The following is a 17715-nucleotide window of genomic DNA, read 5'->3' as shown; positions in this document are numbered from 1 at the left end:
GAGCGCGGACCGCAAAGTCAAAGACGTCCTTCGCGGCTTGCACCCCGCCCGCCTGCGCGCTACGCCTCGCTCATGAAGATCATCCGCGATTATACCTATGTGGACACCAGCGACCGGGGCGCCTCGGTGGCCATCGGTAATTTCGATGGCGTGCATCTTGGGCACCAGTCGGTGATCGACATCGCGCGCCATGCCGCCGCTGACCTCGGTGTCCCGCTCGGCATCCTCACCTTCGAGCCGCACCCACGTCAGTATTTCGCCCCCGAGTCCCCGCCCTTCCGCCTGATGAGCGCCGAGGCCCGGGCCAACCGGTTGGAAAAGCTGGGTGTGGACAAACTCTATGAGTTGAACTTCAACGCCGCGCTTTCGGCGCTGACGCCCGAAGAGTTTGCCGCGAACGTCATCCGCGACGGGCTTGGCCTGTCGCATGTGGTCGTGGGTGCCGATTTCTGCTTTGGCAAAGGGCGCGCGGGCGATGCGCAGGATCTCGTGCGCTTCGGTCAGGAAATGAACTTTGGCGTCACCATCGCGACATTGCTCAAAAGTGATCTGGGCGAAGTCTCGTCCACGGCCATCCGCAACGCCCTGAGCGAAGGGCGCCCGCGCGATGCGGCCTTGATGCTCGGCCACTGGCACCGCATCGACGGGCCGGTCGTGGGCGGCGAACAGCGGGGCCGCGAACTCGGCTATCCCACGGCGAACATGTCCATCGAGGGGCTGCACCCCCCCAAATTCGGCGTCTATGCCGTCGAGGTCGACGTCCGTGACGGCCCCCACAAGGGAAAATACATGGGCGCGGCAAGCATCGGCGTGCGTCCCATGTTCGACGGCGAGGTCGCCAATCTCGAAACCTTTATTTTCGATTTCTCCGGCGATCTTTATGGCGCGCATCTTTCGGTCGCTATGGTGGATTACCTGCGCCCCGAAGAAACCTTCGACAGCCTTGATGCCTTCATCGCGCAGATGGACGCCGATTGCGCCCGCGCCCGCGAAATCCTGAGCACCCCATGAGCGCGCCCGACGACACGGATGACCCGATCGACCGTTCGGGCCTGCCGCACCGCTACTGGGAGCGCAAGCCGCTTCGGCGGATGACACAGGCGGAATGGGAGGCGCTCTGCGACGGCTGCGGCAAATGCTGCCTGAACAAGATCGAGGACGAGGACACCGGAGAGGTGGCCCTCACCCGTGTCGCCTGTCGCCTCTTTGACGATTCCACCTGCCGCTGCGCCCAATACAAAACCCGCCACCAATTCGTGCCCGAATGTATCTCGCTGTCGGCCAACAACCTTGAATCCCACCTCTACTGGATGCCCGAAACATGCGCCTACAAGCTCTTGTGGCAGGGCAAGCCGCTTTATGACTGGCACCCGCTCATCTCGGGCACAGCCGAAAGCGTGCATGCCGCTGGCGTCTCGATGCAGGGGCGCACGGTAGCCGAGGTTCTGGTCGATGACGACGACTGGGAAGACCATCTGATCGAGGAACCCACCTGATGTATTTTGCCTCCGACAATGCCGGTCCCGCTCATCCGCAGGTCATGCAGGCCATGCTTGACGTAAATGCAGGATATGCCCCCGCTTACGGGGTCGAGCCGCTTATGGACGAGGTCCGCACCCGCATCCGCGAGATTTTCGAAGCACCCGAGGCGGCGGTCTATCTCGTGGCCACCGGCACAGCGGCCAACTGCCTTGCGCTCGCCACGATGGCACAACCTTGGCAGACCATCTTCGCCTCGCGGTTTTCCCATATCCACGAGGACGAATGCAACGGCCCCGAATTCTACACGGGCGGCGCCAAACTCACGCTGGTGGGCACCGATGACAAGATGACCGCCGAAACACTCGACGCGGCCCTCCGCTATGAAGAGACGCGCGGTGTTCATGGCCCCCAACGCGGCCCCGTCTCGATCACACAGGTGACTGAACGCGGGCGCGTGCATGACCTGAACGAGCTTTCGGCGCTTTGCGATATGGCTCATTCCCATGCCCAGCCCGTCCATATGGATGGCGCGCGCTTTGCCAACGCACTTGTCACACTTGGATGCACACCGGCCGAGATGACCTGGAAACTGGGCGTCAATGCGCTCAGCTTCGGCGGCACCAAGAATGGCGCTCCGGGTGTCGAGGCGGTCGTATTCTTCGACCCTGAACAGGCGTGGGAGTTCGAACTGCGCCGCAAACGCGGGGCTCATCTTTTCTCCAAGCACCGTTATCTTGCCGCACAGATGAACGCGCTGCTGACCGACGATCTCTGGCTGCACTCGGCGCGCAGCGCGAACGCCAATCTTGCGCGTCTTGCCGCCGGGCTGCGTGATGTGCCCGGTATGGAGTTCCATTACCCGCCTCAGGCCAACATCATCTTCGGCGCCCTCCCCCGCGTGGCCCACCGCCGCCTGCAAAAGGCGGGGGCGATGTATCATCTCCTCGAAGGCGAGCTTGAGGGCGACCCGGACGAGCCCTTGCCGATGCGGCTTGTCTGCGACTGGTCGATTTCCGAGGACAACATCGACCGCTTCATCGCGCTCGCGCACGGTCAGTGAATTGGGGGGGTGTGCGGCCTGTGACCAGAAGGTCGTCTAGGCTCAGCTTTCCGCCAGAAACCGCAGGATTTCCGCGCTCGACTGACCGGGATGCGTGATCGGCGCCATGTGACCGGCCCCGGCGACAACCGCTCTCTTCACCCGAGAAAGCCGCGCGGCCAGCCCCTCGTTGATGGCCGGAATGATCGCGGGTGATTGCGTGCCCTCGATCAACAGGACGCGCTGCTTGATATCCCCGATGCCGCCGTCGTCCAGAAGTCCGCCCGCATCGTCATAAATCGCCGCACTCCCCGCTTCGATCACGTGCATCTGGCTGGCCAGTTGCCCGCGCTGCTCCTCGCTCAGGTCGCTCCATGCCGTGTCGTCGCCCCAAAGCGCGGTAAAGGCCCGCGCGGCCTTGGTCATGTCGCCCGCCTCAAAGGCATCGGTGACGTCTTTCATCTGTTCTTCGAAGGCGTCGCGCATCTCGGGGCGATCGCGCAGCGCCACAGCGAAGAAAACAGGCTCGAACAATATCAGGCTGCGGACCTTCTCGGGCTGCTCTACCGCCAGCCGAAGCGCCACCGTCGCCCCGAAGGAATGCCCGATAAGATCGGTCGGCCCGTCGCAGAACGTTGCGGCGATATCGGTTGTGACCTTCTGTATCTCACCGCGCTCGTCCCATGCGCCGCTGCGCCCATGGCCCGGCATGTCAAAGGCCGTCATCCTGAGCGCACCAGACAGGTATCGCGCCAGCCCGCCCCAGCTTCCGCTATGGTCAAGGCTGCAATGGATCATCAGCGCCGAACGCGGCCCCTGTCCGAACTCGGTCCAGTATGTCGGGAACCCGGCCCTGTCAGCTTTGGGCATGACCTAAAGCTTTCCCGCCAGATGCGCATCGAGATCGCCAAGCCTGTCTTGCCCCCAGAAGGCTTGCCCCGTGTCCACCAGATAGAAAGGAGAGCCGAACACATCCCGGCTTACGGCCTCCTCAAGATTGGCGGCATAGATCTCGGCACCGCTTAGCATTCCACTCAGCGTGAGACCGCGTTCAAAACCCGCAGCATCAAGGCAATCACCGATAACCGCATCGTCCGCAATATCCCGCTCCTCGGCCCAGCTTGCCCGCAAAAGCCCGTGAACAAGCGCCCCCATATCGCCGCCGCCCGCGTTTTGCGCGGCGATGATCGCATAAGAGGACGGGGCCGGATTGACCGGCCAGAAGGCCGGCGCCATGTTGAACGGCATCCCCAGCTTTGTGACCTGCCGTTGGATGTCCTGATCGCGGTAGGCCCGTCGCGCCGGATGCCGGTCCTTGAGCGGCACACCGCCCGTGCGCGCGAACAGCGACATCATATCGACCGGTTTGTAGGTCACGCTCGCCCCATGCCGCGCCGCCATCTCCTCGAGCCGCGTGCCCGCAAGGTAGGCATAAGGAGACAAGGTCGAGAAAAAGTAATCTATATGGGCCATTTCGCATGTCTCCCTGCGGGCAGAAGCTTTGCCAGACCCTAAGCCCATGCTAAGCGGGGATCAACGTCACGAATCTGTCATTCCACTCATCGGACAGGACCCGCTGCCATGCCCCAGACCGTCGAACCCAAACTTATTTCCGGCAATGCGAACATGCCGCTCGCCACCTCCGTCGCCCGGCGCATGTCGATGCACCGCGGCGTGCAAGTCGGCCTTGTCGATGCGCGCGTTGAACGGTTCAACGATCAGGAGATCTTTGTCGAGGTTTACGAAAACGTGCGCGGCGAGGATATGTTCATCCTTCAGCCCACGTCGAACCCGGCCAATGACAACCTGATGGAACTGCTGATCATGGCCGACGCGCTGCGCCGCTCATCGGCCCGGCGTATCACCGCCGTGATCCCCTATTTCGGCTATGCCCGGCAGGACCGCCGCACCAAGGCGCGCACCCCCATCACCGCCAAGCTCGTGTCGAACATGATCGTCGGCTCGGGGATTGAGCGGGTGCTGACCATGGACCTGCACGCGACCCAGATTCAGGGCTTCTTCGATATCCCCGTGGACAACCTCTATGCCTCGCCCATCTTCGCACTCGATGTCATGGCGCAGTTCAAGGGCGCCCAGGGGGACGTGATGGTCGTCTCTCCCGATGTCGGCGGCGTGGCCCGCGCACGGGAACTGGCCAAACGCATCAATGCACCTCTCTCGATCGTGGACAAACGCCGCGAGAAGGCAGGCGAAGTGGCCGAAATGACCGTGATTGGCGATGTCTCCGGTAAGAAATGCATCATCGTGGACGATATGGTCGACACCGCCGGCACGCTCTGCAAGGCCGCCGAGGTGCTGCTCGAGAATGGCGCATCCGAGGTTCACGCCTACATCACCCACGGCGTCATGTCCGGCCCCGCGGTCGAACGTGTGACCAATTCGGTGATGAAATCGCTCGTGCTCACCGATACGATCCAACCCACCGAAGGCGTCAAGAACGCCCACAATATCCGCATCCTCCCCACCGCGCCGATCTTTGCGCAGGCGATCCTGAACATCTGGAACGGCACATCCGTGTCATCCCTTTTTGAAACGGAAACCCTTGGCCCGATCTACGAAGGTCAGTTCGGCGGCTGACCAAGGGCCAAGCTGATCAATACAAATCCCACTCGTCCTCGTGGGATAGCTCTCCGATCGATATCCAGCGCATCCGCGCCCGCGCCACGCGGGTGTCGGCCCATGTCCGAAACACACAGTCAAACCCGGTTTCAGTGACATTTTCCGCGCTGATTTCCATCCGCGCGTTGGTTGCGCTGTCCATGTCCCACATCGATAGCGCCAGATGCACCACGGGCGGCGACTTGTAGCGCTCGTTGAAGCGCACCGAGTGTCGGCGCGTCCGATCCCCATGCCCGGTCCACATGTCCCCGCCGCTCTCATAGTCCGAGAACAGGACCAATTCGCCCTGATCAATCCCGATCAGCCTGTTTTCCAGTCGTCTCATGTCGCGCCGTTCATAATTTCACCGCCAGTTTATGCGTAATTGCGGCAAAAGTGAGTGGCAAATTAAGCGTTTCACGAAAAACCTGGATCACAGATTTTCGCGAAACGTAGCGCGACATTCAGGCGTTGCACGCATTTCACCTTTCGCTGATGTCTCAGGTTAAAGGCGAACCCTTTAGGCCAGCGATCGCAAAATTTTCGCGTCGCGCAAAATGAAAAGGCCCGCACGATGGCGGGCCTTTTGTCATGGTTTCGGGCCTTTGCCTCAGGGCGCGGCGGCCTTCGAATTCACCGGCATGTCGATCTCGTCACCCATGGCGACCATATCGGCCAGAAGCTTGGCCGCGTCGTCCACCGGGCCCGGCTCGTTCTTGAAGGTTTCCTGCGCCTTGGCAAGCTTGTCCGTAGCCTCGTCGACCAGCGTCTTGACGTCGTCCTGCGTGATATCAGCCCGCGGAATCGCGCGCTCGGCCAGAACCGAGATCGACTCCGCGTTGATTTCGGCAAAACCGCCGGTCACGACATATTCGCTGTCGCCATCCGGTCCCGACACCTTGAGCAGACCGGGGCGCAGCCCGGTGATCACCGGCGCGTGGTCGGGCATCACCGTCATGTCACCCTCGGTTCCCGGAATCCGGACCTCGCGGATTTGCGCCGAGATCAGCTGACGCTCGGGGCTGACAAGGTCGAATTGCACTGTTTCAGCCATCTTGGCCTCCCGTTTTGGCGACCGAGGGGCGGATCGCCCCCTGCGCCGAATGTCAGGTGGGGGTGTCACCCCACCATGTCTTATGCGGCTTCGGCGGCCATCTTCTCGGCTTTGGCCTTCACCTCTTCGATGCCGCCAACCATATAGAAGGCGCCCTCGGGAAGGTGATCGTATTCGCCGGCCACAACCGCCTTGAAGGACGAGATCGTGTCTTCCAGCGGCACCTGCACACCATCAGAGCCGGTGAACACCTTGGCCACGTCGAACGGCTGGCTGAGGAAACGCTGAATTTTCCGGGCGCGCGCCACGGTCAGTTTGTCCTCTTCCGAAAGTTCGTCCATGCCGAGGATGGCGATGATGTCCTGAAGCGATTTGTAGCGTTGCAGGATGCCCTGCACGTCCCGCGCAACCTGATAATGCTCCTCGCCCACGATGGACGGGTCCATCAGGCGCGACGTGGAATCAAGCGGGTCCACAGCCGGATAGATACCCAGTTCCGAAATCGCCCGGTTGAGAACGGTCGTCGCGTCAAGGTGGGCGAAGGTTGTGGCAGGCGCGGGGTCGGTAAGGTCGTCCGCAGGCACGTAGACGGCCTGAATCGAGGTGATCGAGCCACCCTTGGTCGAGGTGATCCGCTCCTGCATCTGACCCATGTCCGTCGCGAGCGTCGGCTGATAACCCACCGCCGAAGGAATACGACCCAGAAGCGCCGACACCTCGGAGCCCGCCTGCGTGAAGCGGAAGATGTTGTCGACGAAGAACAGAACGTCCGATCCGGAACTGTCGCGGAACTGCTCGGCCAGTGTCAGACCCGTCAGGGCGACACGGGCACGGGCTCCCGGAGGCTCGTTCATCTGACCGTAAACGAGGGCCACTTGGCTTTCCTCAAGGTTGTCCGGCTTGATCACGCCCGATTCGATCATCTCGTGGTAAAGGTCGTTGCCTTCGCGGGTCCGTTCACCGACACCGGCGAACACCGAATAGCCCGAGTGAACCTTGGCGATGTTGTTGATCAGCTCCATGATGAGAACCGTCTTGCCCACACCGGCACCACCGAAGAGGCCGATTTTGCCGCCCTTGGCGTAAGGAGCCAGAAGGTCGACCACCTTGATCCCGGTCACGAGCACTTCGCTCTCGGTCGATTGCTCGGCGAATTCCGGCGCGGGTTGGTGGATCGCGCGGCTTTCCTTGGCCTTGATCGGCGCACCTTCGTCCACCGGCTCACCCACGACGTTGAGGATGCGGCCCAGCGTGGCGTCGCCCACCGGAACCATGATCGGGCCATCCGTGTCCACGACCTCCTGACCGCGCACCAGACCTTCGGTCGAGTCCATCGCGATCGTGCGCACGGTCTTTTCACCAAGGTGCTGCGCAACCTCGAGGACAAGCGTCTTGCCGTTATTGTCGGTGGTCAGGGCGTTCAGAATTTCGGGCAGGTGGTCGCCGAACTGTACGTCCACCACGGCGCCGATCACCTGCGTGATTGTGCCTTTTGCTTTTGCCATGTTTCGTGTCTCCGGGTTCGTTAGAGCGCCTCGGCGCCCGAAATGATTTCAATAAGCTCGTTGGTGATGACGGCCTGACGGGATCGATTGTATTCGATCGTCAGCTTGTCGATCATCTCGCCGGCGTTGCGCGTCGCGTTGTCCATTGCGGACATTCGCGCGCCCTGTTCGGACGCCCCGTTTTCCAGAAGCGCCGAGAAAATCGCCGTGGCCACCGCGCGTGGCAAAAGCTGTTCGAGGATCGCTTCCTCGCTCGGCTCATAGTCATAGACCGCGTCGCTTTCGACCTCGTCCGCGTCCGCTTCGGGCACGTCCGCCGGGATCACCTGCTGCATGGTCGGGATCTGGCTCACCACGTTCTCGAAGCGCGAGAAGAAGATCTTCGCCACATCGAACTCGCCCGCGTCGAAACGGTCGAGAATATCCGCGGCGATGGCCTGCGCGTCGGCATAGCCCACGTATTTGACCTCGGTCAGATCGACGTGGTGGATGAAGTGCTCGCCCACGTAACGCTTCATCGCGTCGCGGCCCTTCTTGCCCACCGTGATGATCTTCACGGTCTTGCCCTCACCCACAAGACGCCCGACCTCGGCCCGCGCCAACTTGGCGATGTTGCCGTTGAAGCCCCCGCAGAGGCCCCGCTCGGCGGTCATCACGACCAGCAGGTGAACATCATCCTTGCCGGTGCCGCGCAGAAGGCGGGGCGCGCTTTCGCTATCCCCGACCGACGCGGCCAGTTTGGCCATCACCGCGTTGAACCGCTCCGTGTAGGGGCGCGATTGTTCCGCCGCATCCTGGGCCCGCCGCAGTTTCGCGGCGGCCACCATCTGCATGGCCTTGGTGATCTTGCGGGTCGATTTGACCGAAGCAATCCTGTTTTTCAGGTCCTTGAGACTTGGCATGTGCCTTCGTCCTTTCTTTGGGCCTTAGGAGAAATCTCTGGCGAATTCGTCGATCGCGGCTTTCAGCTTATCCTCGGCGTCGCCCTTGATCTTGGGGTCCTCGTTGGTAATCCAGTCGAGCACATCCTTCTTGGCGTTGCGCATATGGTTGAGCAGACCTTCCTCGAAGCGCCCGACCTGATCCACCGCGATATCGTCAAGATAGCCGTTGGTGCCTGCATAGATGACACACACGATTTCCGCATTGGTCAGCGGCGAATATTGCGGCTGTTTCATCAGCTCGGTCAGACGCGCACCACGGCTCAGAAGACGTTGTGTCGCGGCATCGAGGTCCGAGCCGAACTGTGCGAAGGCCGCCATCTCACGATACTGCGCAAGGCTCAGCTTGACCGGGCCCGCGACCGTTTTCATCGCATTCGTCTGCGCCGAGGAGCCAACGCGGCTCACCGAAAGACCGGTGTTCACAGCCGGACGGATACCCTGATAGAAAAGCTCGGTTTCAAGGAAGATCTGACCGTCGGTGATCGAGATCACGTTCGTCGGAATAAACGCCGACACGTCGCCGCCTTGGGTTTCAATGATCGGCAGCGCGGTAAGCGAGCCTGCACCATTGTCTTCGTTGAGCTTGGCAGACCGCTCCAGAAGGCGAGAGTGAAGATAGAACACGTCACCCGGATAAGCTTCGCGGCCCGGCGGGCGGCGCAGCAGAAGCGACATCTGGCGATAGGCCACGGCCTGTTTGCTGAGATCATCGTAAACGATCAGCGCGTGACGGCCATTGTCGCGGAAATGCTCGGCCATGGCGGTGGCCGAATAGGGCGCGAGGAATTGCATCGGCGCGGGGTCCGACGCGGTGGCGGCCACGACGATGGAGTATTCCATCGCGCCGTTCTCTTCGAGCTTTTTCACAAGCTGCGCAACGGTTGAGCGCTTTTGGCCGATGGCGACATAGACGCAATAGAGTTTCTTGCTCTCGTCGTCACCGGCGGCTTCGTTATAGGTCTTCTGGTTAAGCATCGTATCAAGCGCCACGGCGGTCTTGCCGGTCTGACGGTCACCAATGATAAGCTCACGCTGGCCACGACCGATCGGGATCATCGAGTCGATCGCCTTCATGCCGGTCGCCATCGGCTCATGCACCGATTTACGCGGGATGATGCCGGGGGCCTTCACATCGGCAAGGCCACGGTTTTTCGTCTTGATCGGGCCCTTGCCGTCAAGCGGGTTGCCAAGGCCGTCCACGACACGACCAAGCAGCTCGTCACCGATCGGCACGTCCACGATGGACTTGGTGCGCTTGACGGTGTCGCCTTCCTTGATGTCCCGGTCCGACCCGAAGATCACGATACCGACGTTATCGGCCTCAAGGTTCAGCGCCATGCCCATGATGGCGCCGGGGAACTCGACCAGTTCGCCGGCCTGCACGTTGTCCAGACCGTGAACGCGTGCGATCCCGTCCCCGACTGACAGAACCCGGCCCACCTCGGCGACTTCGGCATCTTCGCCGAAGTTCTTGATCTGGTCCTTCAGGATCGCAGAAATCTCTGCAGCTTGGATACCCATTTATCCGACCTCTTTCATTGCATTCTGGAGAGAATTGAGACGCGAGCGGATCGAGGTATCGATCATCTTCGAGCCCACTTTTACGACAAGACCGCCAATGAGGCTTTCATCAACGGTCGCATTTATACGGACGTCCTTGCCCACCGTGGACTTGAGCGTCTTGGCAAGTTTTTCCGACTGCGTCTTGGTCAGCGCCTTGGCGCTGGTGACATCGGCAGTGACCTCGCCCTTATGTTTGGCGATCTTCGCGCGCAGATTTCCGACAAGCTGCGGCAGCGTGAAAAGACGGCGCTTTTCGGCCATCAGAGCCAATCCCTTGGATAGCTCGGCAGGCAGCTTCATCTTTTTTGACAGCGCATCTATCGCGGCGCCTTGCTCGGCGCGGCTGATCACCGGTGAGGCGATCATTTCTCTGAAATCTTCACTCGCGTCCAAAGCCTCGGCCAGCGCCTCGACGCCCGCCTCCAGCTTGGGCAGGGAACTGCCGTCCTGCGCAAGTTCAAAAATGGCCGTCGCATAGCGCTCTGCGATACCGGAGGAAATCGAAGCTGTTTCCGACACGTCCACCCTTCCGACAGTTGGCCCCGGTTTGCCGCGGTCAGCGCCGCGCCGGGGGCGTTGGCGAGCCTTTATTGGCTCAATTCACTGTGATCCGGCGTGGGTCTAGCAGAGCAATCCACAGCGGGCAAGCTACCATGCACCAAGCCAATAGCGAAGCTATTCTTTTTTTTTCAAAGGCTTAACCTCAGTGCGACGCTTTGCGCGCCAAATGTTTTACAAAAATCTCGCGTTTCACCTACAGGATTCGTGGCGCGCGACCGAATTCGTTAACGCTATCGCCACGCAGCCCACCGCGCCGCGCGCCCGCCGGATGGCCAACGATACACCTGTGACGCGTGTAATCGCGGTGCATGATACACAGCCCCCTTCTTCTCACGCCAGTTCACCTGACTGACCGCCAATGCGTCCAATGCGGCAACAGTCTTGCGCCCAAGCTTGACATCCATCGCACATAAAACCGTTACTAGATTATTCACGATCACCTTGGGGGTAATCTCATGGAATTCCTGCTTTTGGGGGCGCTCGCACTCGTGTTCGGCTCGGCGGCCTTCGATGTCTTCGGCAGCGATGATGACGATACCGCAAACACGGGCGACGGTGCAGACGGCGGCGATGATGGCGGCGACGACACCGGCGGCGAAGAGGTCAGCACGGACCTTATCGAGGGCACCTCCGGCGACGATACGCTCTCAGGCGACGGCGATGATACCGTGCGCGGCGGCGACGGCGATGATCAAATGAACCTGACCGACCGGGCACGGGGTTTCGGCGGAGAGGGCGACGATACCCTCTGGACCTTCGATGAGGCCCGCGCCGATGGCGGTGGAGGCAATGACTACATACCCACCTACGATACATCGATTGGCCAGGGCGGACCGAGCGACGACCGATTGATCGGCCAGGATCAATCCATCGTGGCGGGCAACTCCGGTAACGATTTCCTGACGGCAATCGACGATGCTCGGGCCTTCGGCGGAGAAGGCGACGATACGCTGCGCATCGGTCAGGACGCACAAGGATCTGGCGGCGCGGACAACGACCGCGTTGTTGTCAGATGAGACGCCAGCGCCGATGGCGAAGGCGGCGATGACACACTCATCGCCTCCGAGAATGCCCACGGGTCCGGCTCCGAGGGCGATGACAGGCTAGAAGCCTCAGACAACGCTACGGTCGAGGGCAACGAGGGCGACGACCGGCTCGTGCTCGGCAATATGTCGGTGGGGTATGCGCAGGCCGGCGCCGACACCGTCATCGCCGACGATCAGGCCGAGGGCTTCGGCGGATCCGGCGACGACACGCTCGAAGGCGGTGATCAGGCGACCATCCACGGCGGCGCGGGCGAAGACGTGCTCAGCGCCTACGCCGAAGCGCAGGCGCGGGGCGGCTCGGGCGACGACACGATGAGCGCCTTCAACAACGCCGACCTCTTCGGCGGGGCCGGAAACGACATTCTGACCGCGAACGGCTCGAACGACCTCGATGGCGGCACCGGCGACGACACGTTGGTCGTCGCGGCCGATGCGTTCAATTCCCCCGACCTGACCGGCGGGGCGGGAGCGGACACGTTCACCCTCGAGGTTGCGACCGGCGCCGATGGCAGCCCGAGCGCCGCGAATGTGAGCATCACCGACTTCGACATTGACGAAGACCTGCTGGTGATCGAGGCCCCGACCCCCGATGAGACCCGCATCGGCCCCTCGCCGTTGGGGGCCACGATGCTGACCCTCGTCTATGCCGGCGCGCCGAACCTCGAGGTGACACTGGGCGAGATTCCCGACCTCACGACCGAGCAAATCCGCTTCGTTGCGCCGGTCTCCTGATGGGCATGCGTGCCTTGTGTTCATCCGGTGCGCGGCCACAAGTGGCGCACCGACGTGATACATACGTGAATACCGACGTAAATACCGACGTCCCGGACGCCGCGCTCGGATCCCGTTAACCTCACCGAACGCAGGCCCTCGCTACACCGGCTTCGCGCTCGGTTTCGGCTGCAACACTTCAAGCGGCGAGCGTGCGGGCTCCTTGACCCCGGGCCCGCGCGGCGCCTGCACGCGCTTGGTGGCCTCGACCATCACGACACCCCCTGCCCCGATGATCCTGAGCGACCCGCCCAGCCGCTCCCACATGCCCGCGGTCTTGCGCCAGACGCCCCGCTCACTTGGTGGCTGATAAAGCGTCGTGACATGACGTTCGGGCACAAACCCTTCGGCTTTCAGGGTATTTTCAAGCTGTCCCTGACTATAGGGGCGGCCGTAACCGAATGGCGTCGCATCCGTGCGGGACCAGAGGCCGGCCCGGTTCGGCAACACGAAAAGCGCCGAGCCCCCCGGCCCCAGCACTCGGCAACACTCCTGCAACAGCTCGGAAGGCTTATCGCTGACTTCCAGAGCATGCACGACCAGAAGCTTGTCCACATGCCCGGTTTCCAGCGGCCAGAGCGTCTCTTCACACAGAACGCTCACATTCGGCATCCCCTGCGGCCACGCGATCACCCCCTGTGGCGCCGGCATCAGGCCCACCACCCGCCGCGCTTCGCTGAGATACGGGCGCAGGAACGGCACCGCAAAGCCGAACCCGGCCACAGTCTGGCCCTTCGCCTCGGGCCAGAACTGCGCGATCTCCTCGCGCAGGGTCTTTTGGGCCGCGCGCCCAAGCGTGCTGCGATAATAGAAATTCCTCAGATCCTGAACATCAAGATGCATTGCGGCTCCGCCCCGGATCAGTCACCATGATCCTAAACCTATTGCGGACAAGGGAAAAGCCATGACACTCGACATCCTGACCATCCCCTGCCTTTCGGACAATTATGCCTACTTGGCCCATGACAGCGCAACCGGTGAAACCGCGCTGATCGACGCCCCCGAGGCCGGTCCGATCCTCGCTGCTCTGGACGAAAGCGGCTGGCCCCTCAGTCATGTGCTGATCACCCATCACCATGCCGACCATGTCGACGGCCTGAGTGGCATTCTTGCACGGCACCCGGCCACCGTCATCGGGGCCAAGGCCGATGAACACCGCCTGCCCGACCTCGACGTTTCCGTGACCGAGGGCGACACCCTCACAATCGGCGGCGAAACCGCGCATGTGATCGACGTCTCGGGGCACACCGTCGGGCATATCGCCTTCCACTTCCCGCAAAGCGGCGTTGTCTTCACCGCCGACAGCCTGATGGCGCTTGGCTGTGGCCGGGTGTTCGAAGGCACGATGGAACAGATGTGGAAAAGCCTGTCCAAGCTTGCCGCGCTACCGCCGGAAACCAAAATCTACTCCGGTCACGAATACACCGCCGCCAACGCCCGTTTCGCGCTTAGCATTGACCCACAGAATTCCGACCTTATATCTCGTTCGAAGGCGGTTGATGCCGCCCGCACCGAAAACCGGCCCACGGTTCCATCGACCCTGTCAGAAGAATTGGCGACGAACCCATTCCTGCGCGCGTCCGATCCCGGCCTCAAGGCCGAACTGGGCATGAGCAGCGCCTCCGATGCCGAAGTCTTCGCCGAAATCCGCACCCGCAAGGACAACTTCTGAGCGAGCGGCTCTCGTAAAATCGACGCGGTTTCAGGAAAAGTGAGCGGTTTGTGACAAAAAACCCTTGAAGGTGCGGGCATATCGACCAAACTTTAAACTTATGAGGCCAAGGTCGGAGGGCAGCACGCCCGCCGGTACCAGATCAGAAGGAGCACCAGCAGTGCCTTCATTCTCGAACACACTTGAACAGGCAATCCACGCTGCGCTGGCCATCGCCAACGCGCGGCGGCACGAATTCGCAACGCTGGAACATCTGCTTCTGGCGCTGATCGATGAGCTCGACGCGGCGCGTGTCATGAAGGCATGCAGCGTCGACACCGAGGAATTGCGCGGAACCCTGGTCGATTTCATCGACGAGGATCTCAGCAATCTGGTGACCGATATCGAAGGCTCCGAAGCGGTGCCCACCGCCGCATTTCAGCGCGTGATTCAACGCGCCGCGATCCATGTCCAAAGCTCGGGCCGCACCGAGGTGACGGGCGCCAACGTTCTTGTCGCGATCTTTGCCGAACGCGAATCGAACGCGGCCTTTTTCCTTCAAGAACAGGACATGACCCGCTATGACGCGGTGAACTTCATCGCCCACGGTGTCGCCAAAGACCCCGCCTTCGGTGAGGCGCGACCCGTCTCAGGCGCCGACGAGGATGAGGCGACCGGCACGATGGGCGACGGAACAGAACAGGTCGAGGCGGGCGAAAGCGCGCTGGCCAAATACTGTGTGGACCTCAATCAGAAATCTCGCGCGGGCGATGTCGATCCGCTGATCGGACGCGCCTCCGAGGTTGAGCGCTGCATTCAGGTGCTCTGCCGCCGCCGCAAGAACAACCCGCTTCTCGTGGGTGATCCCGGTGTGGGCAAAACCGCCATCGCCGAAGGGCTGGCCTACAAGATCGTGCAGGGCGAGACACCCGAAATCCTGTCCAAGACGACGATCTATTCGCTCGATATGGGCGCACTGCTGGCCGGCACACGCTATCGCGGCGATTTCGAAGAACGTCTCAAGGCCGTCGTGACCGAGCTTGAGAATCACCGCGATGCGGTGCTCTTCATCGACGAGATTCACACCGTGATCGGTGCCGGGGCCACCTCGGGCGGCGCGATGGATGCCTCCAACCTGCTCAAACCCGCGCTTCAGGGCGGCAAACTGCGCTGCATGGGCTCCACCACCTTCAAGGAATTCCGTCAGCATTTCGAAAAAGACCGCGCCCTCAGCCGCCGGTTCCAGAAAATCGACGTGGTGGAACCGACGGTCGAAGATACCGTGAAAATCCTCAAGGGTCTCAAACCCTATTTTGAGGATCACCATGCGGTGAAATACACCAACGACGCGATCAAGACCGCCGTCGAACTCAGCTCGCGCTACATCAATGACCGCAAGCTCCCCGACAAGGCCATTGATGTCATCGACGAGGCGGGTGCGGCACAGCATCTCGTCGCCGCCTCCAAGCGCCGCAAGAGCATCGGCCCCAAGGAGATCGAACAGGTCGTGGCCAAGATCGCCCGCATTCCGCCCAAGAACGTCAGCAAGGACGACGCTCAGGTTCTCAAGGATCTCGAAGCCTCGCTCAAGCGCGTCGTTTTCGGCCAGAATCCGGCTATCGAAGCCCTGAGCTCAGCGATCAAACTGGCACGTGCGGGCCTGCGCGAACCCGAAAAGCCCATCGGCAACTACCTCTTCACCGGCCCCACCGGCGTCGGTAAGACCGAGGTGGCCAAACAGCTTGCCGATACGCTTGGCGTGGAGATGCTGCGTTTCGACATGTCGGAATACATGGAGAAACACGCGGTCTCCCGCCTGATCGGCGCGCCTCCGGGCTATGTCGGCTTCGATCAGGGCGGCTTGCTCACCGATGGTGTGGATCAGCACCCCCATTGCGTGCTTCTCCTTGACGAGATCGAGAAAGCGCACCCGGATGTCTATAACATCCTGCTTCAGGTGATGGACCATGGCCAACTGACCGACCATAACGGCCGGACGGTGGATTTCCGCAACGTGATCCTGATCATGACCTCGAACGCGGGCGCCACCGAACAGGCCAAGTCGGCCATCGGATTCGGACGCGACCGCCGCGAGGGCGAGGATACCGCCGCTATCGAACGGACATTCACCCCCGAATTCCGCAACCGGCTCGACGCCGTGATCAGCTTCGGACCGCTGCCCAAGGAGGTCATCCTTCAGGTTGTCGAGAAGTTCGTCCTTCAGCTTGAGGCACAGCTTCTTGACCGCAAGGTCACCATCGAACTGACCAGCGATGCCGCAGAATGGCTTGCTGACAAGGGGTATGACGACAAAATGGGGGCTCGCCCGCTTGGCCGTGTGATCCAGGAGCATATCAAGAAGCCTCTGGCCGAGGAACTTCTCTTTGGCAAGCTCGCCAAGGGCGGGATCGTCAAGGTCGGCGTCAAGGACGGCAAGATCGACCTGCAACTCGACGGGCCCGATGCGCCACGGATCTCGGGCAAGAAGCCACCTCTCCTGACGGCAGAGTGACGCTCCATATCAAAGCCTTGGCCGCCGCGACACTGTTCGCGGCGGCTCCGCTTCGGGCCGAAACCCCCCGCTTCCACCTGCCCCTTGCCTGCACCTTGGGTCAGGATTGTTTCATCCAGCAATATGTCGATCACGACACCGGCCCCGGCGCCCATGATTTCACCTGCGCACCGCACAGCTATGATGGGCACAAGGGCACCGATTTCGCCTTGCCCACCCTCGCCGATCTTGACCGGAATGTCGCCGTGCGCGCCGCCGCGCCAGGCACAGTGCGCAGCACCCGCAACGATATGCCCGACACGCTTTACCACGAAGATCACGCCGACGCGCTCAGAGGGCGCGACTGTGGCAATGGCCTGATCATCGACCATGCCGGCGGCTGGAGCACGCAATACTGCCACATGGCCCAAGGTTCGGTGCGCGTCACCCCCGGTCAGACGGTGCAGACAGGCGCCCCGCTGGGGGTTGTCGGTCTTTCGGGGCGCACGCAGTTTCCGCATCTTCATCTGACCATTCGTGAGGATGATCGCATCGTCGACCCCTTCGCGCCCGATGGCCATGTCGCGTGCGATACACGCCCCGCTGCGACACTCTGGGCCGGGGATGTCGCCTATATGCCCGGCGGTCTTCTTGCGATCGGCTTTGCAACCGGCCTGCCTGAATTCGACGCCGTCCGCGCAGGCAAAGCGGATCACCAGATCACGGACCAAAGTGCGGCACTTGTCCTGTGGGCGCTGGCCTTCGGCGGATACAAGGACGACAGTATTCGGCTCGACATAACCGGCCCCGATGGCCGGATCGTGCAGCATAACGCCAAACTTGAAAAAACGCAGGCACAGCTTTTTCGCGGCGCGGGCAAGCGGCGCCCCGATGGCGGATGGCCCGCCGGAGACTATACCGGCACAGTCCTCATGATCCGCGATGGCCTTGTGATCGACAGCCGCACGCGCCGGTTTACCCTGCCCTGA

General features: G+C 61.8%; 18 protein-coding genes. 9 read left to right on the top strand and 9 right to left on the bottom strand.

Going from position 1 to position 17715, the window contains the following annotated elements:
* Positions 1-72: 72 nt before the first annotated feature.
* Genes V8359_RS15165 through V8359_RS15155 form a run of 3 tightly spaced genes read left to right on the top strand, consistent with a single transcriptional unit; the run spans position 73 to position 2542 of the window.
* Positions 73-1011, top strand: a complete 939-nt coding sequence (locus tag V8359_RS15165; RefSeq protein ID WP_336429889.1) for a bifunctional riboflavin kinase/FAD synthetase — start codon at positions 73-75, stop codon at positions 1009-1011.
* A complete protein-coding gene (locus tag V8359_RS15160) occupies positions 1008-1496 on the top strand; it encodes a YcgN family cysteine cluster protein (RefSeq protein ID WP_336429887.1) in 489 nt (162 codons plus the stop codon). The genes V8359_RS15165 and V8359_RS15160 overlap by 4 nt, the downstream gene beginning before the upstream one ends.
* The gene (locus V8359_RS15155; RefSeq protein ID WP_336429885.1) at positions 1496-2542 is read left to right on the top strand and encodes a threonine aldolase family protein; all 1047 of its coding nucleotides are present in this window, start codon (positions 1496-1498) and stop codon (positions 2540-2542) included. Before V8359_RS15160 ends, V8359_RS15155 begins: the two co-directional genes overlap by 1 nt.
* A gap of 42 nt (positions 2543-2584) precedes the next feature.
* Here V8359_RS15155 and V8359_RS15150 read toward each other — a convergent pair whose 3' ends face one another.
* Both V8359_RS15150 and V8359_RS15145 read right to left on the bottom strand, forming a co-directional pair.
* Positions 2585-3391, bottom strand: a complete 807-nt coding sequence (locus V8359_RS15150; protein WP_336429884.1) for an alpha/beta fold hydrolase — start codon at positions 3389-3391, stop codon at positions 2585-2587.
* A 3-nt stretch (positions 3392-3394) separates the two neighbouring features.
* Complete coding sequence (locus V8359_RS15145; RefSeq protein ID WP_336429883.1) at positions 3395-3994, bottom strand: 2-hydroxychromene-2-carboxylate isomerase; 600 nt, start codon at positions 3992-3994, stop codon at positions 3395-3397.
* A gap of 108 nt (positions 3995-4102) precedes the next feature.
* On the opposite strand from V8359_RS15145, the gene V8359_RS15140 reads away from it, so the two are divergent.
* A complete protein-coding gene (locus tag V8359_RS15140; RefSeq protein WP_336429882.1) occupies positions 4103-5119 on the top strand; it encodes a ribose-phosphate pyrophosphokinase in 1017 nt (338 codons plus the stop codon).
* A gap of 16 nt (positions 5120-5135) precedes the next feature.
* Here V8359_RS15140 and V8359_RS15135 read toward each other — a convergent pair whose 3' ends face one another.
* From V8359_RS15135 to V8359_RS15110, 6 genes are all read right to left on the bottom strand, one after another.
* Positions 5136-5486: an H-type lectin domain-containing protein gene (locus V8359_RS15135; RefSeq protein ID WP_336429881.1), complete on the bottom strand. Its 351-nt coding sequence runs from the start codon at positions 5484-5486 to the stop codon at positions 5136-5138.
* A gap of 264 nt (positions 5487-5750) precedes the next feature.
* Positions 5751-6194, bottom strand: coding sequence for a F0F1 ATP synthase subunit epsilon (locus V8359_RS15130; protein WP_336429880.1), 444 nt, complete (start codon positions 6192-6194; stop codon positions 5751-5753).
* An 80-nt stretch (positions 6195-6274) separates the two neighbouring features.
* Positions 6275-7699 (bottom strand): F0F1 ATP synthase subunit beta, encoded by a 1425-nt coding sequence (gene atpD, locus V8359_RS15125; RefSeq protein ID WP_336429879.1) that lies wholly within the window; start codon positions 7697-7699, stop codon positions 6275-6277.
* Between the two features lie 20 nt (positions 7700-7719).
* The gene (locus V8359_RS15120; RefSeq protein ID WP_336429878.1) at positions 7720-8601 is read right to left on the bottom strand and encodes a F0F1 ATP synthase subunit gamma; all 882 of its coding nucleotides are present in this window, start codon (positions 8599-8601) and stop codon (positions 7720-7722) included.
* A gap of 24 nt (positions 8602-8625) precedes the next feature.
* On the bottom strand, positions 8626-10164 hold the full coding sequence (gene atpA / locus V8359_RS15115) for a F0F1 ATP synthase subunit alpha (protein WP_336429877.1): 1539 nt from the start codon (positions 10162-10164) through the stop codon (positions 8626-8628).
* On the bottom strand, positions 10165-10731 hold the full coding sequence (locus V8359_RS15110; protein ID WP_336429876.1) for a F0F1 ATP synthase subunit delta: 567 nt from the start codon (positions 10729-10731) through the stop codon (positions 10165-10167). It lies immediately after the preceding gene.
* Positions 10732-11222: 491 nt separating this feature from the next.
* Here V8359_RS15110 and V8359_RS15105 point away from each other — a divergent pair, with 491 nt between their 5' ends.
* Together V8359_RS15105 and V8359_RS15100 are read left to right on the top strand one after the other, a co-directional pair.
* Positions 11223-11783 (top strand): calcium-binding protein, encoded by a 561-nt coding sequence (locus V8359_RS15105; RefSeq protein ID WP_336429875.1) that lies wholly within the window; start codon positions 11223-11225, stop codon positions 11781-11783.
* Positions 11784-11936: 153 nt separating this feature from the next.
* Entirely contained in the window at positions 11937-12545 is a 609-nt protein-coding gene (locus V8359_RS15100) for a hypothetical protein (protein ID WP_336429874.1), read from the top strand.
* Between the two features lie 141 nt (positions 12546-12686).
* Here V8359_RS15100 and V8359_RS15095 read toward each other — a convergent pair whose 3' ends face one another.
* A complete protein-coding gene (locus tag V8359_RS15095; protein WP_336429873.1) occupies positions 12687-13427 on the bottom strand; it encodes a class I SAM-dependent methyltransferase in 741 nt (246 codons plus the stop codon).
* A gap of 61 nt (positions 13428-13488) precedes the next feature.
* On the opposite strand from V8359_RS15095, the gene gloB reads away from it, so the two are divergent.
* From gloB to V8359_RS15080, 3 genes are all read left to right on the top strand, one after another.
* Positions 13489-14256: a hydroxyacylglutathione hydrolase gene (gene gloB, locus V8359_RS15090; RefSeq protein WP_336429872.1), complete on the top strand. Its 768-nt coding sequence runs from the start codon at positions 13489-13491 to the stop codon at positions 14254-14256.
* A 160-nt stretch (positions 14257-14416) separates the two neighbouring features.
* Positions 14417-16747: an ATP-dependent Clp protease ATP-binding subunit ClpA gene (gene clpA / locus V8359_RS15085; RefSeq protein WP_336429871.1), complete on the top strand. Its 2331-nt coding sequence runs from the start codon at positions 14417-14419 to the stop codon at positions 16745-16747.
* On the top strand, positions 16744-17715 hold the full coding sequence (locus V8359_RS15080) for a M23 family metallopeptidase (RefSeq protein ID WP_336429870.1): 972 nt from the start codon (positions 16744-16746) through the stop codon (positions 17713-17715). The genes clpA and V8359_RS15080 overlap by 4 nt, the downstream gene beginning before the upstream one ends.

This window comes from Roseovarius sp. E0-M6, assembly GCF_037083845.1.
In the GTDB taxonomy this organism is placed as follows: Bacteria; Pseudomonadota; Alphaproteobacteria; order Rhodobacterales; family Rhodobacteraceae; genus Roseovarius.
The sequence above is the reverse complement of the archived record's forward strand: the minus strand, read 5'-3'. Positions and strand labels throughout refer to the sequence as shown.

Bases quoted from the DNA above. Each gene is read 5' to 3' on its own strand.
- atpD (WP_336429879.1), bottom strand. From the start codon at position 7,699: ATGGCAAAAGCAAAAGGCACAATCACGCAGGTGATCGGCGCCGTGGTG.
- V8359_RS15120 (WP_336429878.1), bottom strand. From the start codon at position 8,601: ATGCCAAGTCTCAAGGACCTGAAAAACAGGATTGCTTCGGTCAAATCG.
- V8359_RS15160 (WP_336429887.1), top strand. From the start codon at position 1,008: ATGAGCGCGCCCGACGACACGGATGACCCGATCGACCGTTCGGGCCTG.
- V8359_RS15165 (WP_336429889.1), top strand. From the start codon at position 73: ATGAAGATCATCCGCGATTATACCTATGTGGACACCAGCGACCGGGGC.
- V8359_RS15100 (WP_336429874.1), top strand. From the start codon at position 11,937: ATGTCGGTGGGGTATGCGCAGGCCGGCGCCGACACCGTCATCGCCGAC.
- V8359_RS15095 (WP_336429873.1), bottom strand. From the start codon at position 13,427: ATGCATCTTGATGTTCAGGATCTGAGGAATTTCTATTATCGCAGCACG.
- atpA (WP_336429877.1), bottom strand. From the start codon at position 10,164: ATGGGTATCCAAGCTGCAGAGATTTCTGCGATCCTGAAGGACCAGATC.
- V8359_RS15150 (WP_336429884.1), bottom strand. From the start codon at position 3,391: ATGCCCAAAGCTGACAGGGCCGGGTTCCCGACATACTGGACCGAGTTC.
- V8359_RS15105 (WP_336429875.1), top strand. From the start codon at position 11,223: ATGGAATTCCTGCTTTTGGGGGCGCTCGCACTCGTGTTCGGCTCGGCG.
- V8359_RS15130 (WP_336429880.1), bottom strand. From the start codon at position 6,194: ATGGCTGAAACAGTGCAATTCGACCTTGTCAGCCCCGAGCGTCAGCTG.
- V8359_RS15145 (WP_336429883.1), bottom strand. From the start codon at position 3,994: ATGGCCCATATAGATTACTTTTTCTCGACCTTGTCTCCTTATGCCTAC.
- gloB (WP_336429872.1), top strand. From the start codon at position 13,489: ATGACACTCGACATCCTGACCATCCCCTGCCTTTCGGACAATTATGCC.
- V8359_RS15135 (WP_336429881.1), bottom strand. From the start codon at position 5,486: ATGAGACGACTGGAAAACAGGCTGATCGGGATTGATCAGGGCGAATTG.
- V8359_RS15155 (WP_336429885.1), top strand. From the start codon at position 1,496: ATGTATTTTGCCTCCGACAATGCCGGTCCCGCTCATCCGCAGGTCATG.
- V8359_RS15140 (WP_336429882.1), top strand. From the start codon at position 4,103: ATGCCCCAGACCGTCGAACCCAAACTTATTTCCGGCAATGCGAACATG.